The organism is Pantoea sp. JGM49, assembly GCF_018257655.1.
Classification (GTDB): Bacteria; Pseudomonadota; Gammaproteobacteria; order Enterobacterales; family Enterobacteriaceae; genus Pantoea; species Pantoea communis.
This window is the reverse complement of the sequence record NZ_JAERJM010000001.1, coordinates 129,905-150,455: the sequence shown is the minus strand read 5'-3', so window position 1 is coordinate 150,455 and position 20,551 is coordinate 129,905. Positions and strand designations below refer to the sequence as shown.

At 55.5% G+C, this 20,551-nt stretch carries 18 protein-coding genes; 5 read left to right on the top strand and 13 right to left on the bottom strand.

What is annotated here, in order from left to right; genetic code table 11:
- Positions 1–47 precede the first annotated feature (47 nt).
- Positions 48–1,169, top strand: a complete 1,122-nt coding sequence (locus JK231_RS00830) for a cupin domain-containing protein (protein WP_034822040.1) — start codon at positions 48–50, stop codon at positions 1,167–1,169.
- 132 nt (positions 1,170–1,301) lie between these two features.
- Here the strand turns inward: JK231_RS00830 and pepT are convergent, their stop codons facing one another.
- The 5 genes from pepT to lolC all read right to left on the bottom strand — a co-directional run bounded on the left by pepT (position 1,302) and on the right by lolC (position 6,768).
- Positions 1,302–2,528, bottom strand: coding sequence for a peptidase T (gene pepT / locus JK231_RS00825; RefSeq protein ID WP_038647552.1), 1,227 nt, complete (start codon positions 2,526–2,528; stop codon positions 1,302–1,304).
- A 119-nt stretch (positions 2,529–2,647) separates the two neighbouring features.
- The gene (cobB, locus tag JK231_RS00820; RefSeq protein WP_034822045.1) at positions 2,648–3,481 is read right to left on the bottom strand and encodes a Sir2 family NAD+-dependent deacetylase; all 834 of its coding nucleotides are present in this window, start codon (positions 3,479–3,481) and stop codon (positions 2,648–2,650) included.
- A gap of 149 nt (positions 3,482–3,630) precedes the next feature.
- Positions 3,631–4,875 carry a lipoprotein-releasing ABC transporter permease subunit LolE gene (gene lolE / locus JK231_RS00815; protein WP_038647554.1) on the bottom strand — a complete coding sequence of 415 codons (1,245 nt, stop codon included), beginning with the start codon at positions 4,873–4,875 and terminating at the stop codon, positions 3,631–3,633.
- On the bottom strand, positions 4,875–5,576 hold the full coding sequence (gene lolD, locus JK231_RS00810; protein WP_034822051.1) for a lipoprotein-releasing ABC transporter ATP-binding protein LolD: 702 nt from the start codon (positions 5,574–5,576) through the stop codon (positions 4,875–4,877). The genes lolE and lolD overlap by 1 nt, the downstream gene beginning before the upstream one ends.
- Positions 5,569–6,768: a lipoprotein-releasing ABC transporter permease subunit LolC gene (gene lolC, locus JK231_RS00805; protein WP_211727789.1), complete on the bottom strand. Its 1,200-nt coding sequence runs from the start codon at positions 6,766–6,768 to the stop codon at positions 5,569–5,571. Before lolC ends, lolD begins: the two co-directional genes overlap by 8 nt.
- Before the next feature lie 397 nt (positions 6,769–7,165).
- On the opposite strand from lolC, the gene JK231_RS00800 reads away from it, so the two are divergent.
- Together JK231_RS00800 and mfd are read left to right on the top strand one after the other, a co-directional pair.
- A complete protein-coding gene (locus tag JK231_RS00800; RefSeq protein ID WP_034822057.1) occupies positions 7,166–7,375 on the top strand; it encodes a hypothetical protein in 210 nt (69 codons plus the stop codon).
- Positions 7,376–7,515: 140 nt separating this feature from the next.
- Positions 7,516–10,959, top strand: coding sequence for a transcription-repair coupling factor (gene mfd / locus JK231_RS00795; RefSeq protein ID WP_211727788.1), 3,444 nt, complete (start codon positions 7,516–7,518; stop codon positions 10,957–10,959).
- 165 nt (positions 10,960–11,124) lie between these two features.
- Here mfd and JK231_RS00790 read toward each other — a convergent pair whose 3' ends face one another.
- The 8 genes from JK231_RS00790 to hinT all read right to left on the bottom strand — a co-directional run bounded on the left by JK231_RS00790 (position 11,125) and on the right by hinT (position 17,264).
- Entirely contained in the window at positions 11,125–11,667 is a 543-nt protein-coding gene (locus JK231_RS00790; RefSeq protein WP_034822117.1) for a glycine zipper 2TM domain-containing protein, read from the bottom strand.
- Positions 11,668–11,962: 295 nt separating this feature from the next.
- Positions 11,963–13,267 carry an NAD(P)/FAD-dependent oxidoreductase gene (locus JK231_RS00785; RefSeq protein ID WP_034822063.1) on the bottom strand — a complete coding sequence of 435 codons (1,305 nt, stop codon included), beginning with the start codon at positions 13,265–13,267 and terminating at the stop codon, positions 11,963–11,965.
- Between the two features lie 212 nt (positions 13,268–13,479).
- The gene (gene ycfP / locus JK231_RS00780) at positions 13,480–14,022 is read right to left on the bottom strand and encodes an alpha/beta hydrolase YcfP (RefSeq protein WP_034822066.1); all 543 of its coding nucleotides are present in this window, start codon (positions 14,020–14,022) and stop codon (positions 13,480–13,482) included.
- 39 nt (positions 14,023–14,061) lie between these two features.
- Positions 14,062–15,105, bottom strand: a complete 1,044-nt coding sequence (gene nagZ / locus JK231_RS00775; RefSeq protein WP_211727787.1) for a beta-N-acetylhexosaminidase — start codon at positions 15,103–15,105, stop codon at positions 14,062–14,064.
- Between the two features lie 15 nt (positions 15,106–15,120).
- Positions 15,121–15,936 carry a thiamine kinase gene (gene thiK, locus JK231_RS00770; protein ID WP_211727971.1) on the bottom strand — a complete coding sequence of 272 codons (816 nt, stop codon included), beginning with the start codon at positions 15,934–15,936 and terminating at the stop codon, positions 15,121–15,123.
- Positions 15,923–16,519, bottom strand: coding sequence for a penicillin-binding protein activator LpoB (gene lpoB / locus JK231_RS00765; protein WP_211727786.1), 597 nt, complete (start codon positions 16,517–16,519; stop codon positions 15,923–15,925). The genes thiK and lpoB overlap by 14 nt, the downstream gene beginning before the upstream one ends.
- Positions 16,520–16,529: 10 nt before the next feature.
- The gene (locus tag JK231_RS00760; RefSeq protein ID WP_166931791.1) at positions 16,530–16,895 is read right to left on the bottom strand and encodes a YcfL family protein; all 366 of its coding nucleotides are present in this window, start codon (positions 16,893–16,895) and stop codon (positions 16,530–16,532) included.
- An 18-nt stretch (positions 16,896–16,913) separates the two neighbouring features.
- On the bottom strand, positions 16,914–17,264 hold the full coding sequence (gene hinT / locus JK231_RS00755; RefSeq protein ID WP_097119624.1) for a purine nucleoside phosphoramidase: 351 nt from the start codon (positions 17,262–17,264) through the stop codon (positions 16,914–16,916).
- A gap of 358 nt (positions 17,265–17,622) precedes the next feature.
- On the opposite strand from hinT, the gene JK231_RS00750 reads away from it, so the two are divergent.
- Together JK231_RS00750 and JK231_RS00745 are read left to right on the top strand one after the other, a co-directional pair.
- Positions 17,623–19,227: an MFS transporter gene (locus JK231_RS00750; RefSeq protein ID WP_211727785.1), complete on the top strand. Its 1,605-nt coding sequence runs from the start codon at positions 17,623–17,625 to the stop codon at positions 19,225–19,227.
- Positions 19,224–20,363, top strand: a complete 1,140-nt coding sequence (locus JK231_RS00745; RefSeq protein ID WP_097119622.1) for a glycoside hydrolase family 88 protein — start codon at positions 19,224–19,226, stop codon at positions 20,361–20,363. Before JK231_RS00750 ends, JK231_RS00745 begins: the two co-directional genes overlap by 4 nt.
- Positions 20,364–20,551 lie beyond the last annotated feature (188 nt).

Here is a 20,551-nt window from a genome sequence, read left to right as displayed (position 1 = left end):
GGGCTGTTATACTTGCCTGCATTCATGGCCCTAACCGGAACACTCGTATGGACTATCAGCTCGATATTAACTGGCCCGACTTTATTCAGCGCTACTGGCAAAAACGTCCGGTGGTGCTCAAGCGTGGTTTTAAAAACTTCATTGATCCCATTTCTCCTGATGAGCTGGCGGGTCTGGCGATGGAAAACGAGGTGGACAGCCGCCTGGTGAGCCATAACAACGGCAAATGGCAGGTTAGCCATGGTCCGTTTGAAAGCTATGATCATCTCGGCGAGAGCAACTGGTCGCTGTTGGTGCAGGCGGTTAATCACTGGCATGAACCTTCTGCTGCCCTGATGCGCCCGTTCCGCTTCCTGCCTGACTGGCGCATTGACGATCTGATGATCTCTTTTGCCGTTCCGGGCGGCGGCGTAGGCCCGCACTTCGACCAGTATGATGTGTTTATCATTCAGGGCACCGGCCGTCGTCGCTGGCGCGTAGGCGAAAAAGTGCCGATGAAACAGCACTGCCCGCATCCCGATTTGCTGCAGGTTGAGCCGTTTGACGCCATCATCGATGAAGAGATGGAACCCGGCGACATTCTGTACATTCCACCAGGATTCCCGCATGAAGGCTATTCGCTGGAAAATGCCATCAACTATTCGGTCGGCTTCCGTGCACCTAACGGTCGTGAATTGATCAGTGGCTTCGCTGATTACATGCTGGCGCACGAATTAGGCAGCTATCGTTTCAGCGATCCGGATGTGCCGTCGCGTGATTGCCCGTCACAGATTTTGCCTTCTGAAGTGGAAGGAATTCGTCAGGTGATGCTGGATGTCATTAATCAGCCAGAACAGTTTAATCAGTGGTTTGGTGAGTTTATCTCACAGACACGTCACGAACTGGATATCGCACCTCCTGAGCCGCCGTATCAGCCTGATGAGATTTACGATGCGCTGCAGCAAGGCGATGCGCTGACACGTCTTGGTGGCCTGCGCGTGTTAACGCTGGGCGATGCGGTGTTTGTGAATGGCGAGCGCGTGGCGTGCAGCCACCCGGAAGTGCTGGCGGCACTGGCACACAATCAGGTGTTAACGCTGGAAGATTTCGGCGATGCGCTGGACGATCCGTCGCTGCTGGCTCAGCTTGCGGCGCTGGTGAACAGCGGCTACTGGTTCTTTGGTGAGTAATCTGTTGCGCTAAAATCGCGCCTCTTTATCACGGCGCGATTTACCACAGGTGTTAGCCGCGACAGAGACGCTGTTGACTGCGCCGCCACGTAAGATATTGATAAAAGGCCTGCTTAGCAGGCCTTTTTCATACTATTTCTTCTCTGCTGCCAGCGCAGACAAGCGCACAATCACATCCACCGCCTGCGACATCACATTTAATGACGCGAACTCGTGTTTACCGTGGTAGTTATAGCCGCCGGTGAACAAGTTCGGGCAAGGCAAGCCTTTCCACGATAGCGCAGAGCCGTCGGTGCCACCGCGAATCGGCTTCACCACCGGTTCAATCCCGCAATCACGAATGGCCTGCAGCGCCAGCTCAATAATCTGCGGATGTGGCTCAACTTTCTCACGCATATTGCGGTAGCTGTCGCTAATCTCTACTTTCACTGAGCATTCAGCCTGCAGCCCCTTCCCAACGCGCGCAGCAATCTCTTCCAGCAGCTGTTTACGCTGTTCATAACTGTCGGCGTCGAAATCACGAATCAAATACATTAACTCGGCATGCTCAACCGTGCCTTTGATGGTATGCAGATGGAAAAAGCCTTCATAACCGTCGGTGAACTGCGGTTTTTCTTTGGCGGGCAGCTCGGCGTGGAAACGCATCGCCAGATCCAGTGCATTCACCATGACGTTTTTCGCACTGCCAGGGTGCACGTTATTGCCGGTGATTTTCACCATCGCGGTTGCTGCATTGAAGTTTTCAAATTCAAATTCGCCGAGATCGCTGCCATCAATGGTGTACGCCCAGTCCGCTGCAAAACCTTCAACATCGAAATGAGAGGTTCCGCGTCCAATCTCTTCATCTGGGGTAAACGCCACACGAATCGCGCCGTGCGGAATATTCTCTTTCACCAGTCGCGCCATCGCCGTCATGATTTCAGCGATACCCGCTTTATCATCTGCGCCCAGCAAGGTTTTGCCATCGGTGGTGATCAGCGTATGGCCAATCAGCTTGTGCAGAATCGGGAACATCACCGGCGAGAGAATTTCGTCACCGTTGCCCAGCGCAATATCGCCGCCACGGTAATTTTCGATAATCTGCGGATTGACATTTTTAGCGGTGAAATCCGGTGACGTATCCATATGCGAGATAAAGCCGATCACCGGGGTCGGCCAGTCAACGTTGGCGGGCAAAGTGCCCATCACGCAGCAGTGATCGCTCAGGGACACATCAACAAATCCCAGTGCAATCAGCTCTTCCTGTAACTGACGCGCCAGCGTCCACTGCCCTTCACTGCTGGGCACCTGACGCGCCTGCGGTTTTGACTGAGTTTCTACGGCCACATAACTGAGAAAACGCTCAAGTAATTGATCCATTTGTCATCCCTCTAAAGAACCTGCGTTATTATCATGGCGCGTGAGGCGCGCCATGTTGCGTCAAATCATTATCCTTCAGGTTAGCGTTCTCAGCGCAAAGTGCTTAACCATGTATCGTCTTACTTATACAGCCCGCGTAGAAAGGTATGCACAAAATCCGGTACCACCTCACTGGCCAAGCCGTACTGGCTTTCCGCGAACTCATTGCCCACCTGACTCGGCTCCAGATTAAGCTCAACGGTATGCGCACCCTGCAGTTTTGCTTCATGCACAAAGCCGGCGGCGGGATAGACATGCCCGGAGGTGCCAATGGCGATAAACAGATTGGCTTTCTCGATCGCCTGATAAATCTCTTCCATGCCGAGCGGCATTTCTCCAAACCACACCACATGCGGACGGAGTCGGGCCGGGAACTGGCAGCAGGTGCAACGATCGTCCGGCTTAACATCTTCCGTCCAATCCAGCACCTGACCACTGCTTTCACAGCGCACTTTTAGCAATTCACCGTGCATATGCAACACGCGCTGACTGCCTGCCCGCTCATGGAGATTATCGATGTTCTGCGTCACCAACAGGAAGTTGTCGCCCAGCACCTGTTCAAGTTCGGCCAGCGCTTTGTGCGCGGCATTTGGCTGAATCTCCGGCTGTTGCAACTGACGGCGGCGCGCATTGTAGAATCCTTGCACCAGATCGGGATTACGATGAAATCCTTCTGGTGTGGCAACATCTTCAACCCGATGCTCTTCCCATAATCCGTCGGCAGCGCGGAAGGTTTGAATGCCTGACTCGGCGGAGATGCCAGCGCCGGTCAGTACCACGACGCGCGGTTGCGGGTGCGCAGCCAGTTCAGCTTTGCGATCGCGTTCAAAGATGCGCTGGCGAAAGCGCTGATGCACTTTGCGGCGATTTTTCTTGTCGCGGGCGAGTCGTAGGCGGCGGCGCGGTATGCGCATAAAAGCTCCTTATGCTGCGGTGGTTGTCACCGCATGTCGGGTGTTTGGCTCGGGATAATGGTTCCCGATAATAGCGGCTGCGCATGACGGCTGCATGCCACAGACGCTGAAAATGTGCGCAGCCGCGAAGGCGGCTGCGTTTTTTATCATTACTGTCCGCTCAGTACGCGAGCCGGATCGATTCGACTGGCACGCCGCGCCGGATACCAGCTGGCAATCAGGCTGAGCAGGATGGCGGTCACCAGCACCGAAATCACATCAATCCAGTGCAGCTCCGATGGCAGGAAATCAATGAAGTAGATATCCCCCGCCAGCAACTGATGACCGGTAAGGTGCTCCAGCCCACGCACGATCGGCGTCAGGTTGAGCGCCACCAGCACGCCCACCACCACGCCGCTGATGCTGCCGAGCAATCCGGCCAGTAAGCCATACCAGATAAAAATGGCGCGGATCAGGCCATCTTTGGCGCCCAGCGTGCGCAGCACCGCAATATCACTGCTCTTATCTTTCACCGCCATTACCAGCGTCGAGACGATATTAAAACAGGCCACGCCAATCACCAGCACCATCGCCAGATACATAATCGCGCGGATCATCTGGATATCGCGGTACATGTAACCGTAGGTGCCAATCCAGCTCTTGATATAGACATAGGAATGCGTGGCTTCACCCGCATCGCGCACCAGTTTTTGCGCCTGGAAGGGATCGCTCATCTTCAGCGCGATGCCACTGACGCTGTCGCCCATATCAAGATATTTTTGCGCATCCGCCAGCGGCACCAGCGCCAGGCTATGATCCAGCATGCCGCTGAGTTGCAGAATGCCTGATACCTGCAGACGAATACGTTTCGGTTGCAGCAGCTTATTTTCACCGTCATTGTTCGGGATCATGATGGTGATCCAATCGCCCTGTTTCACGTTGAGCGATTTGGCAATGCCACCACCGAGGATGATCTGCTGTTTATCTGCGCCGAACTGCTGCCACGCATCGCCATCGACAAAGCTCGGCAAAGCGCTCAGACGTGATTCCTGTTGCGGGTCGACACCCTTCACCTGCAACGCCTGCATCTTCGCGCCGCTCTCAATCAAGCCGGTAAAGTTAATGTAAGGCGCCGCTGCAGCGATACCCGGCACCTTTTCAATCGGTGCGATCATCGGCTGCCAGTTGCGGAAAGGCTGATTCACCGGCTCGATTTCACCGTGCGGTACCACGGCCAGAATGCGCTTGTTCAGCTCGCGTTCAAAACCGTTCATCGCGCTCAGGCCAATAATCAACACCGCAACACCCAGGGCGATGCCGATGGTCGAGATGATGGAGATCAGTGAGACCATGCCACCACGCCGCCGACCGCGACTGAAGCGCAGGCCAAGCAGCAGGGATAATGACGAACCCATCAGATGGCTCCCAGCGTCAGATGCTCGCTCAGCTGACCGTCGCGCATCTCCATCTGGCGATTCAGACGTTTAGCCAGATTCAGATCGTGCGTCACCACCAGAAATGCGGTGCCCTGCTGCTGATTCAGCTCGCCCAGCAGTTTGAAAATCGCATCGGCATTACGCGCGTCCAGGTTACCGGTCGGTTCATCCGCCATCACCAGGCGCGGACGGTTCACCAGCGCACGCGCGATTGCGACACGCTGACGCTCACCGCCCGACAGCTCAGAAGGACGATGCGCAGCGCGTTTTTCCAGTCCGACCGCTGCCAGCATTTCCAGCGCGCGCGAGGCGGCCTCCGCTTTTGCGGTTTTGCCAATCAGCAATGGCATCGCCACGTTCTCCAGTGCCGTGAAGTCGGGCAATAGATGGTGGAACTGATAGATAAAGCCCAGCTCGCGGTTGCGCAGTTCGGCTTTGGCAGCAGAAGACATCGCATTCAGTGATTTGCCGTCGAACACCACGTCACCCGAAGTGGGCGCATCGAGGCCGCCGAGCAGATGCAGTAGGGTACTTTTACCCGAGCCGGAGCTACCAACGATGGCCGTCAGTTCGCCTGGCTGCAGGCTAAAAGCCACATTGCGCAGCACATCGGTCTGCACGCTGCCTTCTTGATAGCGTTTGCACAGGTCACGACACTGCAACAAAGGGGTATTACTCATAACGTAAAGCCTCAGCGGGTTGAACGGCGGCAGCGCGCCATGACGGATAAAGGGTTGAGAGCAGCGCGACGATCATCGAGACCAGCGCAATCGTGACCACCTGCCAGACGTTGATATCAACCGGCAACGCCGCGCCATCCAGGAACAGGCCAATCACTGGCATCAAATTATTCAGCTGGCTGGCGAGCAGCACGCCGAGCAGCGTACCGAGCAAGGTGCCGATAATGCCGGCACTGGCGCCCTGCACCATAAACACCGCGACGATCTGTCGGCGGGTTAAGCCCTGCGTTTGCAGAATCGCCAGTTCACCCTGCTTTTCCATGATCAGCAGACCGAGTGAAGTAATGATGTTAAACGCCGCTACCGCGATGATCAGACTCAGCAGCAGCCCCATCATGTTTTTTTCCATGCGTACCGCCTGGAACAGATCGCCTTTGCGCTCGCGCCAGTCTTTCAGCGTCAGGCCATCCGGCAGGTGCTGTTCACTGAAGGCATCCACATTCAGCGGTTTATCCAGCCACAAACGCCAGCCGGTGATGTTACCCAGCGGATAGCGCATCACGCGGGAGGCATCCTGCTGATTCACCAGAATCTGATAGGCATCGACTTCGCTGTTGGCAGCATAGGTGCCTGCGACGGTGAAGATACGCTGGCTCGGCAAGCGGCCCACCGGCGTAAACTGGCTCACCGTCGGCACCATCAGACGCAGCTGGTCGCCACGTTTAACGCCCAACTGAGACGCCAACTGTTCACCGAGAATCATATTGTATTGGCCCGGTTGCAGCACGTTCTGTTGCGTGTTCACAAGATAAGGGGTGAGCGGGTCTTGTTCGTCCGGGTTGATGCCCAGCATCACGCCCACTGAGACATTGCGCGCGCTTTGCAGCACCACATCAGCGGTGGTCAGCGGGGCCACACGCGTGACGCCCTGCAGTTTGAGGCTCTCCGCCGTCACCTGTTGTGGATTGATGCTGCCTTTGTCGCTGGTGACCAACGCTTGCGGCATCAGGCCGAGGATATTGCCCTCCAGCTCACGCTCGAAGCCGTTCATCACCGACAGTACGGTGACCAGCGCCAGCACGCCCAGCGTGATACCGATGGTGGAAAGCCAGGAGACGAAGCGACCGAAGCGGTCTGAGGCACGTCCACGCATGTAGCGCAAACCGATGAATAACGCGACTGGTTGATACATGAGATCCGTCTTGGCAGTTGCCTGAAAATAAGTAGTGGGATGATAAAGGAGCAGCCCTGTTTATGAAACCTCTAACCCTCTGAGTCTGTGGCAAAGTTGCATCCAAATACGTCGCAATCTGCGTCAATGCATAAAATTGCGACAAAATAATGATACTTATTGTGCGTTTATTAGGCATACCCTGCGGTAGACTTCTCCATGTAGCACAAATTTATGTCCAGCCGGCACCGCAGTATGCCCATTTAATCAGCACCGCAGTCAGCCCAAAGATTTCGTGCTGTGGCAAGGCGGCAAGCTTGCTAATCCCCAGGAGCTTACATCAGTAAGTGACTGGGGTTAGCAGGCGCAGCCAACGCCGCCACGGTGCGAAAGATGCCGGGCGAAAAGGAGTATACCCATGTTCAGATTTCCGAAGGGCAGTATCGTGAAACACAAATCGGGAGAAATCAGAGGCGAGATCGTCAACGTCTTTGAACAGGGAGATGCGGCAACCGGCTATTACGTGAAGTGGGACGACGGCAACCACAGCTATCATCTGGAAAAAGAGTTGTCCTGGGCTAACGTCGATCGTCCGCGCATGCACTACACACAGCAATCAAGTAAGTGACCGGGGTTCGCAGACGCAGCCAACGCGGCCACAGTGCGAAGTATGAAGGGCGATGAGAAATAGCACCGCGACAGATGATCCTGGGGGCGGATTATGGAATGATGACGCCCTGGAATCCAAGGAGAGAATGTCGAGTCCTTATGTCGGAACAGAGTCGTTATACCCTGCCTGCGAAAGCGGGCGATCATCGTCAGCTCGGCGAACTGATTGGCGCCGCTCAGGCGGTTGAGTGCGCCAGTATTACCGAACGCCACCCGGGTCCGGTGCTGATGATTACGCCGGATATGCAATCTGCCCTGCGTCTGCAGGAGGAGATTCGCCAGTTCACCGATCTGCCGGTCACCAATCTCGCCGACTGGGAAACGCTGCCTTACGACAGCTTCTCGCCGCATCAGGACATTATCTCTGCCCGTCTTTCCACCCTTTATCAACTGCCCAATCTGACGCGCGGCATGCTGATTATGCCGGTCAACACGCTGATGCAGCGCGTCTGTCCGCACAGCTTCCTGCATGGACATGCGCTGGTGATGAAGCAGGGGCAAAAACTCTCGCGCGATGCGCTGCGTGATCAGCTGGAGCAGGCTGGCTATCGCCATGTCGATCAGGTGATGGAGCACGGCGAGTACGCCACGCGCGGCGCGCTGCTGGATCTGTTCCCAATGGGCAGCGATCAGCCCTATCGTATCGACTTCTTTGATGACGAAATTGACAGCCTGCGCCTGTTCGATGCGGACAGCCAACGCACGCTGGAAGCGGTTGACGCCATCAATTTGCTGCCTGCGCACGAGTTTCCCACTGATAAAGCGGCGATTGAGCTGTTCCGCAGCCGCTGGCGCGAGCTATTTGATGTGCGCCGCGAGCCGGAGCATGTCTATCAGCAGGTGAGCAAAGGCACGCTGCCTGCCGGGATCGAATACTGGCAGCCGCTGTTCTTTGAGCAGGAGTTGCCTACCCTGTTCAGCTATCTGCCTGCTAACACGCTGGTACTCAACAGTGGCGATCTGCACGGCAGCGCCGATCGCTTCTGGCAGGATGCTAACGCGCGTTTCGACAATCGCCGCATCGATCCTATGCGCCCGCTGCTGGAGCCTGCAACGTTGTGGCTGCGCCCGGACGCGTTGCTCGGCGAACTGAAAGCCTGGCCACGCATGCAGCTCAGCAGCGAAACGCTGCCAGAAAAAGCCGCCAATACCAATCTCGGCTATCAACCGCTGCCGGAACTGACGGTGCAGGCCCAGGCGAAAGCGCCACTCGATCTGCTGCGTCAGTTCATGGAGCAGTTTGATGGGCAGATCATTTTCTCAGTAGAAAGTGAAGGCCGTCGTGAAAGCCTGCAGGAATTGCTGGCGCGCATCAAACTGCGCCCACAGCCGATTGAACGCTTTGAAGAAGCCGCCAAACAGCCGCACAGTTTAATGATTGGTGCCAGCGAACGCGGCTTTATTGATAGCGCGGGCCATCGCGCGTTGATTTGTGAAAGCGACCTGCTGGGTGAGCGTGTCAGCCGTCGTCGCCAGGATAATCGCCGTACCATCAATCCCGATGTGTTGATCCGCAACCTCGCCGAGCTACATCCCGGCCAGCCGGTGGTGCATCTGGAACACGGTGTGGGCCGTTATATTGGCCTGACTACACTGGAAGCCGGCGGCATTGTCGCGGAATATCTGATGCTCTCCTATGCGGGCGACGCCAAGCTGTACGTGCCCGTTTCATCACTGCACCTGATCAGCCGTTACGCGGGTGGCGCGGATGAGAATGCCCCGCTGCACAAGCTGGGCAGCGATGCCTGGTCACGCGCACGCCAGAAAGCGGCGGAGAAAGTGCGTGATGTGGCGGCCGAACTGCTGGATATCTACGCCCAACGCGCGGCCAAAACCGGCTTCGCCTTTAAGCACGATCGCGATCAGTATCAACTGTTCTGCGAAGGCTTCCCGTTTGAGACTACGCCGGATCAGGGCCAGGCCATTAATGCGGTGCTGAGCGACATGTGCCAGCCGCTGGCAATGGATCGTCTGGTGTGCGGTGACGTAGGCTTTGGTAAAACTGAAGTGGCGATGCGCGCCGCCTTCCTCGCGGTGGAGAATGCCAAACAAATCGCCGTGCTGGTGCCCACCACCCTGCTGGCGCAGCAGCATTACGATAACTTCCGCGACCGTTTCGCCAACTGGCCAGTGCGCATTGAGATGCTGTCACGCTTCCGTAGCGCGAAAGAGCAGAGTCAGGTGCTGGAACAGGCACGTGAAGGCAAAGTGGATATTCTGATCGGCACGCATAAGTTGCTGTCAAACGACCTGAAATGGCACGATCTCGGTCTGTTGATTGTCGATGAAGAGCACCGTTTTGGCGTGCGTCATAAAGAGCGTATTAAAGCGATGCGCGCGGACGTTGATATCCTGACGCTCACTGCTACCCCCATCCCGCGTACGCTGAATATGGCGATGAGCGGCATGCGCGATCTGTCGATCATTGCAACACCGCCAGCCCGCCGTCTGGCAGTGAAAACCTTTGTGCGCGAGTACGACAGCCTGGTGGTGCGTGAAGCGCTGCTGCGTGAAATTTTACGCGGCGGTCAGGTTTACTATCTCTACAACGATGTTGAGAACATCGAAAAAGCCGCACAGCGGCTGGCGGAGCTGGTGCCGGAGGCCCGCATCGCCATCGGCCACGGCCAGATGCGCGAGCGCGAGCTGGAACGGGTGATGAATGATTTCCACCACCAGCGTTTTAACGTGCTGGTGTGTACCACCATCATCGAAACCGGTATTGATGTGCCGAGCGCCAACACCATCATCATTGAGCGTGCTGACCACTTTGGCCTGGCGCAGCTGCATCAGCTGCGTGGCCGCGTCGGGCGCTCACACCATCAGGCCTATGCCTGGCTGTTAACGCCGCATCCAAAAGCCATGACCACTGATGCGCAGAAGCGTCTGGAGGCGATTGCCTCGCTGGAAGACCTGGGCGCGGGCTTTGCGCTGGCGACGCACGATCTTGAGATTCGCGGTGCCGGCGAGCTGCTGGGCGAAGATCAAAGCGGCCAGATGGAAACGATCGGTTTCACGCTGTATATGGAACTGCTGGAAAACGCCGTGGATGCGCTGAAGGCCGGGCGCGAGCCATCGCTGGAAGATCTCACCAGCAACCAGACCGAAATCGAACTGCGCATGCCTGCGCTGCTGCCGGATGACTTTATCCCGGACGTGAACACGCGTTTGTCACTCTATAAACGCGTTGCCTCAGCCAGTGACGAGCAGGAACTGGCTGAACTGAAGGTTGAGATGATCGATCGTTTTGGCAAGTTGCCGGATGCGGCGCGCAACCTTCTGGATGTGGCGGCTTTACGTCTGGTGGCGCGAGAACTGGGCGTGCGTAAAATTGAAGCCAGTGAAAAAGGCGGATTCTTCGAGTTCGCGCCGCAGAATCATGTCGATCCTGGTTGGTTGATTGGCCTGCTGCAAAAAGATCCTAAACAGTGGAAGTTGGATGGTCCGACCCGTCTGAGATTCACTCGTGATTTGGAAGAGCGCAAAGTGCGGATGGAGTGGATTCAGGGCTTCATTGCCGAGCTGGCGAAGAACCGGATTTAGCGTCCTCAGCCGCATCTCGCCTGGCGAAGCGATACATTGCGCTTCTGCATGCAACATGGTGGCTATCGGGACGCGAGATGAATCTCGCCGCGCCGATAGCCACCATAAAAAAAGCGCCTTACGGCGCTTTTTTCGTTACTGCTGCTGTGACGTGTCTTTGCCCAATCAGGCCTGATTCGAATTCAGGATCAGCTGACCATTACGGTCAAGCGGAATGCGGGTGCCAGGGTCATTTTCCATGCGGATTTTGCCCTGCTGGTCGCCTATTTTATAGGTCACATCATAACCCAGCATTTTTTCCTGTTTGTCATAAACGGTTTTGCAACGCTGCTCGTTGGTGGTGTAGGTATCACGATCCTGCAGTGCCCCTTGCACCTGGTTACCACCGTAACCGCCCGCCAGCGCGCCCGCTACCGTTGCAACATCGCGCCCACGACCGCCACCAAACTGGTGACCGAGCACGCCGCCCGCCACTGCACCCAATACCGAACCGGCGATGCGGTTCTCATCCTGTACCGGACGACGATGCGTTAACGTCACGTTGCGACACTCCTGTCGCGGTTGTTTAATGCTCTCTTTAATCGGCGTAGCCGAGAGAACTTGTGCATACTGCGGGCCGCGATCAAAGACATCCATGCTGGCGACGGCGGCAACCCCTAACGCTGCTGCCACGCCGATACCGATACCCGCTAACATTGATTTATTCACAGGAATGTCCTCCTGAATGTTGTTACCGCGCATTCCTGCCGCTACGAAATCCTGTGTAGCCGAGGCATAACCGGCGTGCGCGCCGCGCCGTGTTTGTGGATATAAGTTTTACAGATGGTCCGTAATTGCAACATCAGATTAATGGAGGAAACGCAGCGGAAAGCCGTCAGGGCCAGTTTTTCGGAGAGTTCTGAGAGAGGCTGAAATACCGCCGTAACCTTAAACTGAATTGTCGTTTTTCAGCGGGTTACGGCAGGCAGAGCGGCATCGGGCGGCAGAGGACCGCCCGAAAACATTAGTGCAACTTGAGGCGAGGACGCAGCACGCGGTTCAGGCTACCGACCAGCATCATCAGGCCGGTTTTGAAGTATCCATGGAGCGCAATCTGGTGCATGCGATATAGAGAAATGTAGACGAATCGCGCAATGCGCCCTTCTACCATCATCGAGCCGCGCATCAGGTTACCCATCAGGCTACCCACGGTGGTGAAGCGCGACAGTGATACCAGAGAACCGTGATCTTTATAGACGTAGGCTTTGAGCGGTTTGCCTTTGCGTTGCGCCAGAATATTTTCCAGCGCGCGTGACGCCATCTGGTGTGCAGACTGCGCGCGCGGTGGCACAAAACCGCCGCCCGGCAGTGCGCAGGAGGCGCAGTCACCAATCGCGTAGATGTCATCATCCAGCGTGGTTTGCAGCGTATCTTTCACCACCAACTGATTGATGCGGTTGGTTTCCAGCCCGCCAATCTCTTTCATAAAGTCCGGCGCTTTAATACCGGCAGCCCACACCATCAGGTCAGCATTAATAAATTCGCCGCCTTTGGTATTGAGCCCCTCTTCTGTCGCGCTGGTCACCATGGTTTGCGTCAGGACGCGCACGCCGAGCTTGGTCAATTCCTGGTGTGCCGCAGCAGAAATGCGCGGTGGCAATGCTGGCAGAATACGCTCACCGGCTTCCACCAGCGTCACGTTCAGTGCAGAGCTATCAAGGCCTTTGTAGCCATAGCTGTGCAACTGTTTCACGGCATTGTAGAGTTCTGCTGACAGCTCAACGCCGGTGGCACCGCCGCCGACAATCGCAATGTTCACTTTTTCCAGGCTACCTTCACTGGCGGAGAAGCGCAGGAACAGGTTAAGCATCTCGTTGTGGAAACGACGAGCCTGATGCGGGTTATCGAGGAAGATGCAGTGATCTTTCACACCCGGAGTGCCGAAGTCATTGGAAGTACTGCCCAGCGCCATCACCAGACGGTCATAAGCCATCTCGCGCTGCGGTACCAGTAATTCACCGTTAGCATCACGGATTTCCGCCAGCTCAATGGTTTTGTTTTCGCGGTTAATTTGCGTCAGCGAACCCAGCTGGAACTGAAAACCGTGATTACGCGCGTGCGCCAGATAGCTCAGGGCATCAATCCCTTCGTCCATCGAACCGGTTGCCACTTCATGCAGCAATGGCTTCCACAGATGGCTGTGGTTACGATCGACGAGAATAATCTCGGCTTTCTTGTTCCTGCCCAGCTTGTGACCGAGCTGCGTTGCCAGCTCTAAGCCGCCGGCACCACCGCCAATAATGACGATTTTTTCCATAGATGTAGTCAACAAAGACCCCCTCAAAGTTGTAAACCAATAGTTAATTAATGGTTACTAAAAACCTTAATAAACATAGGGTTGGCGACGTTAAATCGCGAGCTGAGGGCAGAATATCACGGCGCTAACGACATATCATAAGAAAATTGATGTACATCAATCTTTCAAGTGCATTATCAGAATGTTAAACGTTTTGTGCGCCGCATCACACGGCGCGCGGAGGCTCAGGCAAGGGATTTAAAGGCCTTAATGCGGTGTAAATGCGGCGAGATGTTCTTGAATTTATGGCTGGCCTGTTCGTCCCACACGATTTCATAGAAAGGATGCAGTTGTGCGGCCGTGCGCTGATTATCCAGCGCCTCGTCATGGCGGGACAAAATGGTCAGGCAGCGATCGCGATTCTTTTCACGAAAATCACTGACGCACTTGGTGGCGATATCCAGATACTCTTCCGGACGATCAATCTTGCCTTCCATGTTCTCATACGGGAATAGGTTGGGATTGAAAATCACCTGACGCATACCGCAGAGAAAACCGATACGTTCGGCCCAGTAACCACCCAGCCCCACCCCGCAAATCAAGGGATACGCGTCACCGCCCTGCTGCTGCAATTTATCGCACTCTTTCAGCAGAAACTGCATGTCATGTTTGGGGTGTTGCGTGCTGTAACTGATGAGTCTGACGTCCGGGTCAATAAACTGCAGTTGCAGCACTTTTTCGTGGTTGCCCGGACTATTGGAATCAAAACCGTGCAGATAGATGATCATGATTATCCTCAGCGTGGAATGAAATCCGGGCAGCGACGCTTATCTGCCCGACGCTTTATGCTCCAGCCAGCGCTCCTGTAATGCGCTCAGCTGATGATGATTCTGCTTCCAGCGTTCACTGGATTGCAGCGCTTCTCGGGTATAACGCCCCTGATGGTATAACTGCGTCACACGTTCCGCCTGGATCGGCGTCAAGTTATCCAGCACACTCACCGCTCCGGCGCGCTGATTGCACACCAGGATCATGTCGCAGCCCGCATTGAGCGACTGCTGCGCGCGCTCAGCATAACTGCCCATTACCGCAGCACCTTCCATCGACAGATCGTCGGAGAAAATCACCCCGTTAAAACCGAGTTCTTTACGCAGCACGGTTTGCAGCCAATAAGGTGAGCCACTGGCAGGTAATGGATCGATCTCAGTATAGATAACGTGCGCCGGCATCACGGCATCCAGCAGTTGCTCATCAATCAACTGCTTAAAGATCGCCATATCATGCTGGCGCAGCGTGGCGGCATCGCGCGGATCGCGCGGGGTCTCTTTGTGGGAATCAGCACTCACCGCACCGTGACCGGGGAAATGCTTGCCAGTGGTTTTCATGCCGGCTTCGTGCATGCCGTTGATAAAACGGCGAGCAATTTGCAATGCAATCGCGGGATCTTCATGGAAGGAACGGTCGCCAATCGCCGCGCTGATGTGGCCAATATCCAGCACTGGCGCAAAGCTGATGTCGATATCCATCGCGATCATTTCCGCTGCCATCTGCCAGCCCGCCTGCTGGGCGACTTCACCCGCCGTGGCGATATCATGCAGGGCGGCAAAAGATTGCATCGCGGGGAGTTTGGTAAAGCCTTCACGGAAGCGCTGCACCCGTCCGCCTTCCTGATCCACGGCGACCACTAAACGATTACGCGAAGCAGCGCGAATCTGGCGTACCAGTTCCGCCAGCTGATCCACATCGTGAAAGTTGCGGGCAAACAGAATCAGTCCGCCCACCAGCGGATGCTTCAGAATCTCGCGCTCTTCGGCGTCGAGTTCGTAGCTTTCAACATCCAGCATTAATGGGCCGGGGGTATTCATGGTCATGGTTACAATCCTGAGTTAGAGATCCTGCCAGCTGGCCTGCGCCAGCTGTTGCAAATGAGGGTCACCGCTCTGTTCAGCACGCAGCTGATACCAGCTCGCCATCAGCAGATGCAGCCACGGCTGCCAGCGCCGCATATGTCGCTTAAGTCGCGCTTCGTCAAGCTGGCTGCGTTGCGCGTAACCCGCAATCCAGTCGATTGGGTGTTCACCATCGACCGCGCAGAGCGCCGCGAGTTCCAATGCCACATCGCCATCGGCAGCATATTCCCAATCGATGAGACGTAAGCCGTCTGACGTGGCAATCACATTGCCCGCGTGAACATCCATATGAATCGGCACGAGGCGTAACGGCCGGGGTTCACCCTGCCTGATCAGGCGCTGCAGTTGATGTTGCCAGCGCCAGTGGCGTTGCTGACACAGCTGCCAGTAGTGTTGCAACAGCGGTGTCAGTCGCAAGCGATAGCCTGTCAGCGGCTGCTGATGCAGGCGATGTAGCAAGGCAAGCACCGCATCACGCTGTTGATTGAATTGCTCAGGCGTCAGCACCTCGCCGGGCAACCAGCTCTGTAATAACCAGGGATGATGCCAATCCAGTGGCGTCGGCCCGAGTTGCGCAGCACGTATTCGACGCAAGATGCGATATTCGCGTTGGCGATCAACAAACGGGAGCGGTTGCTGTGGCGCACGACGCGCCAGCAGCTCACCCTGCTCGGTTTTCACCCGCACACTGTTGCCACTCAATCCCGGCAGCGCGAAAAAATGACCGGCAGCTTGCGCCGTCGGCCATTGTTGCTGAATCCGTTGTTGCAGTATGGGATCAGGGTTGAGCAATACCATTGCCTGACCAGATAATTTCACCGGTCTGCACCAGCATCAGCTGCATCTGCAGCGTTGGCGCTTTCACATCGCCCTGAGCACTGCTGTAAAGCACATACTGCGCGTTGACATTGCGTGCCAGGCCAATGGCTTTGCTGCGCGAATTGAGGCTGTCATCGGCGTATAAGCCCAGCGTCTGTTTTGCCTGTGCCAGCTGTTCTGGCGTCACCAGCGTAAATTTGCCGTTGTTTGCCAGCGCATTCTGGATGGCATCGGTGGCTTTATCGCTCTGCAACGCTCCGTTGGTGCTGTTCTTGATGCGGTCCACCAGCAGCACACTGCCTGGATTCACACCAGCAGACTGCACCATATTCCCCACTAATGGCTGCACGCTGGCATTCCAGTTAATTGTTTTCAGTTTTGGCGGCTGCGGCACCGTTTCCGGCGGCGGTACCGGCTGCACAGGAGGCTGCTCCGGTTGAGTTGGCGTCGTTGGCTGGGTCGGTTCAACCGGCGCTGGGGTTTGCTGTTTCACCACACAACCGGTGAGCATCAACGCAAATAACAGCGCGCTGGAACGTTTTACACTGCGAATCACAGGTTACTCCTCAGAGGTAAAGATAGAGACGCACCTTACTGGCGGTCAGGTTACCGATTTGCGAGACAACTTCTGTGCTGCCATGCGCCGGGACGATTTGAGTTTGAGCCGGCTCTTCCGGTGTTATCTCCAGCCCCTTCTCGTCGTACCAATAAAAACGATAGTGAACGGTCACCGGCGTTTCCCGCTGATTATAGAGCACACTTGAGGCACGCATCTGCCCATCACGGCTGGCCAGCGCAGGTTCGTCGGTAATGATGCCCGCAGAAAGCACGGAAGATTCCATTACCAGCGATTGCGAGGTGTTGATCATCGGTTTGTCACTGCTGCACCCGACAAGGGTCAGCAACAGCAGGCCACTCAGCCATTGACGCATCACAAGGTCCGCCTGAGGTTAAATAGACAGCATCGGACCCAGTGGCTGACCGCCGACCAGGTGCATATGAATATGATAAACCTCCTGACCACCATGCTGATTACAGTTCATGATCAGACGATAGCCATCCTCGGCAATCCCTTCCTGTTTCGCGATTTTCGCCGCCACGGTAATCATACGGCCCAACGCATGCTCGTGTGCTTCCTGCACGTCATTGGTGGTGGGGATCAATACATTAGGGATAATCAGAATGTGCGTTGGCGCTTTAGGCGCAATATCGCGGAAGGCGGTGACCAGTTCGTCCTGATAAACCACGTCGGCGGGGATTTCGCGACGAATGATCTTACTGAAAATGGTTTCTTCAGCCATGGTGCATTTCCTTAAGCCTGAGTTCAGTCAGGCAGTATGCGCGAGGAATTCGTTTGCTTTCAACCTCAGTACCACTTTTCTTCTGTTAAATGGCTGCCTTTACGCCATTTCATCCCCCAGACAGCATTGCTGTGCTCTCCCTCTCAAATTTACGCCATCGCAGATCACCAAAATGAAACGCTGTTTTATAAATTAGAGATATCACGCCAGTTTCTTTGTGTTTTTGCCACTCAACCGACAACCCTTACCAAATCACGAAGGTTTGCCGTTGCGCGGCGCTCTACTTTCTATCCAATCCGGGCAAGCAGTACGGAGCAATGAGGGATGTGTCATCCGTCGATTTCAAGGAGAAGCTGCCATGCAGTCTCGTAAGATTGGTCTGGGCCATTATCTGGCTTACGGTTCCGGGGATTTCCTCGGCGCCGGCACCACGGCGCTTACCGCCGCCTGGTTGCTCTATTTCTACACCACCTTCTGTGGGCTTTCGCCGATTGAAGCCACCTTTATTTTTGCTGCTGCCCGCGTGCTGGATGCGGTCGTCAGCCCGCTGATGGGTTTTCTCACCGATAACTTCGGATCCACCTGGCTTGGCAAGTGCTTCGGTCGCCGCAAGTTCTTTATCCTGCTCGGTATTCCGTGTGTTTTCAGCTATAGCCTGATGTGGATCGGCGACATGAGTTTCTGGTGGTATCTGCTGACCTATCTGCTGTTCGATATGGTCTACACCATGATTCTGGTGCCGTACGAAACGCTGGTGCCGGAGATGACCGACGACTTTAAACAAAAGACCCGCTTCTCCGGCGCACGTATCGCGCTGGCACAACTGTCATCGATTCTGGCCGCCTTCCTGCCAGGCATCCTGATTGGCTGGTTTGGCAAAGAGAATCCCATCTCCTTCTTTTATGCCAGCCTGGTGTTCTCGGTCATCTGTGCGCTGGTGCTATTCCTGGTGTGGCGCTTCACCTGGGAACGCGCGCCGGAGGATTTTTCCGCCGAGTCACGTCGGGCTGAAGAAGAAAAGGCGCAACTCTCGCTGTTCCAAAGCCTGAAACGCCTGTATATCGAGCTGGCCTCCACGTTGCGCATTCGTATCTTCCGTCAACACCTCGGCATGTATCTGGGCGGTTACATCGCTCAGGACGTCTTTAATGCGGTATTTACCTGGTACGTGGTGTTTGTACTGATGCAGAGCGCGCAAATCGCTTCCAGCCTGATGGGAACGATGGCGGTGCTGCAATTTATAGCGGTGATGGCAATGATCCCGCTGTGTATACGCCTCGGACCGGCCCCAGCCTATCGTCTGGTGGTGATGCTGTTTGGCCTCAGCGCCCTCTCCTACGCTGGACTGTGGTACAGCGGGATGAACGATAACTTCGCGCTGTTAGTGCTGATCTCGGCCTTCGCCGGTTTAGGACGTGGCGGCATCAACTACGTGCCATGGAATACCTACACCTATATTGCCGATGTCGATGAAGTGATCACCGGACAGCGACGTGAAGGCATATTCGCCGGGATCATGACATTGACGCGTAAAGCCTCGCAGGCCGGTGCCGTGATGATCGTTGGCATCATGTTGCAGCTGGCGGGTTTCACCTCCGGTAAAACTGAACAGATTCCTGCGGTGGGCCATACCATTCTGCTGATCCTCAGCGTCGGCACCGTTGGGGTGCTGATCTGCGGCTTTATTGTGTCGCTGCGCTTCAAACTGAATCTGCATACCCACACTGTTTTGCGCGAAGAGACGCTGAAGATGCGTGAAGCGGGCCGTGTGGTCCCGGAACGTATAACACCGCAGGCGCGCACCATCGTCGAAACCCTGGCGGGTATGCCGTATGAAAACTTATGGGGCAACAACAACGTCGGTTACCTCAACCGTAACAAGCCCGCAGCGCCCGCGCTATCCACGCATCGCGGCACGCTTCACTCTCTCCCTACCCTGATTAACGATAGGAATGAACCATGACTGTATTTCCTGTAAAACACAGCGCCTTATTGTGCCAGCCTGAATACCTGTTGCCACGCAGTGAATTAGTGCAACTCATCCACAAACTCACTGACAATCTGGTCAATATCACCGATCACAGCGGCGAGTTTTTGCTGCGGCTGGATGATGGCCGCGTCATTGACACTAAAGGTTGGGCTGGCTGGGAATGGACGCACGGCATCGGGCTATATGGCATGCTGCATTACACCCAGCAGACGGGCGATCAGGCAACCCTGAAGATTATCGATGACTGGTTTAGCGCGCGCTTAGCAGAAGGCACACCGACAAAGAACGTGAACACGGTATGCCCGTTCCTGACGCTGGCTTATCGTTATGAAGAGACCGGTCATGCAGCATGGCGGCCGGTGCTGGAACGCTGGGCTGAGTGGGTGATGTATGAAATGCCGCGCACTGAGCAAGGCGGTCTACAGCACATCGTTTACAACAACGAAAATACCCAGCAGCTGTGGGACGACACCTTAATGATGAGCGTGATGGCGCTGGCGAAGATTGGCCAGTTACTCGATCGCCCGGAGTTTGTTGAAGAAGCCAGCTATCAATTTCTGATCCACACTCAATACCTGATGGATCGTCAAACCGGTTTGTGGTTCCACGGCTGGACCTTCGATGGCCGACACAATTTTGCTAATGCCCGCTGGGCACGCGGCAACAGTTGGCTGACCATCGTGATCCCGGATTTCCTCGAAATGATGAACTGGCCGGAACAACATGCCACGCGTCGTTTCCTGCAGCAGGTATTGGCCAGTCAGGTAAAGGCATTAGCCGCTTGTCAGCACAGCAGCGGTCTCTGGCATACCCTACTCGACGACCCACAAAGCTATCCGGAAGCGTCTGCCACGGCGGGATTCGCTTATGGAATTCTCAAAGCGGTGCGTAAACGGTATTTGTCTGACGAGTATCGCCCAATGGCCGAAAAAGCCTTGCGTGGCGTGATCGCCAATATTGATGAAGACGGGGAGTTAAAACAGGTGTCGTTTGGCACCGCAATGGGCAGCGATTTGGAGTATTACCGCCAGGTACCGCTGACGTCGATGCCCTATGGTCAGGCGATGGCGCTGCTGTGTCTGACGGAGTATCTGCGGGTTTATCTGTAATCGCATTTACATTGAAGTGGGAGATAGCGACGGCAGACATGTATAGCGACGCGTGACAGGAACCATAGGCCGTGAAACGTAGCATGACTACCAAATGCCGCTAACACCGATACCCTAATTTCTGGCGATGAGTCTGCTAAGTCCAGTGAGGAACGAGGGTTTTATCCCATACCGCACCTAAGGTGAGG

Excerpts from the sequence above, each read along its gene's own strand:
- JK231_RS00830 (WP_034822040.1), top strand. The coding sequence starts at position 48 with ATGGACTATCAGCTCGATATTAACTGGCCCGACTTTATTCAGCGCTAC.
- pepT (WP_038647552.1), bottom strand. The coding sequence starts at position 2,528 with ATGGATCAATTACTTGAGCGTTTTCTCAGTTATGTGGCCGTAGAAACT.
- lolD (WP_034822051.1), bottom strand. The coding sequence starts at position 5,576 with ATGAGTAATACCCCTTTGTTGCAGTGTCGTGACCTGTGCAAACGCTAT.
- hinT (WP_097119624.1), bottom strand. The coding sequence starts at position 17,264 with ATGGCTGAAGAAACCATTTTCAGTAAGATCATTCGTCGCGAAATCCCC.
- cobB (WP_034822045.1), bottom strand. The coding sequence starts at position 3,481 with ATGCGCATACCGCGCCGCCGCCTACGACTCGCCCGCGACAAGAAAAAT.
- ycfP (WP_034822066.1), bottom strand. The coding sequence starts at position 14,022 with ATGATCATCTATCTGCACGGTTTTGATTCCAATAGTCCGGGCAACCAC.
- lolC (WP_211727789.1), bottom strand. The coding sequence starts at position 6,768 with ATGTATCAACCAGTCGCGTTATTCATCGGTTTGCGCTACATGCGTGGA.
- JK231_RS00745 (WP_097119622.1), top strand. The coding sequence starts at position 19,224 with ATGACTGTATTTCCTGTAAAACACAGCGCCTTATTGTGCCAGCCTGAA.
- nagZ (WP_211727787.1), bottom strand. The coding sequence starts at position 15,105 with ATGACCATGAATACCCCCGGCCCATTAATGCTGGATGTTGAAAGCTAC.
- mfd (WP_211727788.1), top strand. The coding sequence starts at position 7,516 with ATGTCGGAACAGAGTCGTTATACCCTGCCTGCGAAAGCGGGCGATCAT.
- lolE (WP_038647554.1), bottom strand. The coding sequence starts at position 4,875 with ATGGGTTCGTCATTATCCCTGCTGCTTGGCCTGCGCTTCAGTCGCGGT.
- JK231_RS00760 (WP_166931791.1), bottom strand. The coding sequence starts at position 16,895 with ATGCGTCAATGGCTGAGTGGCCTGCTGTTGCTGACCCTTGTCGGGTGC.
- JK231_RS00750 (WP_211727785.1), top strand. The coding sequence starts at position 17,623 with ATGCAGTCTCGTAAGATTGGTCTGGGCCATTATCTGGCTTACGGTTCC.
- JK231_RS00800 (WP_034822057.1), top strand. The coding sequence starts at position 7,166 with ATGTTCAGATTTCCGAAGGGCAGTATCGTGAAACACAAATCGGGAGAA.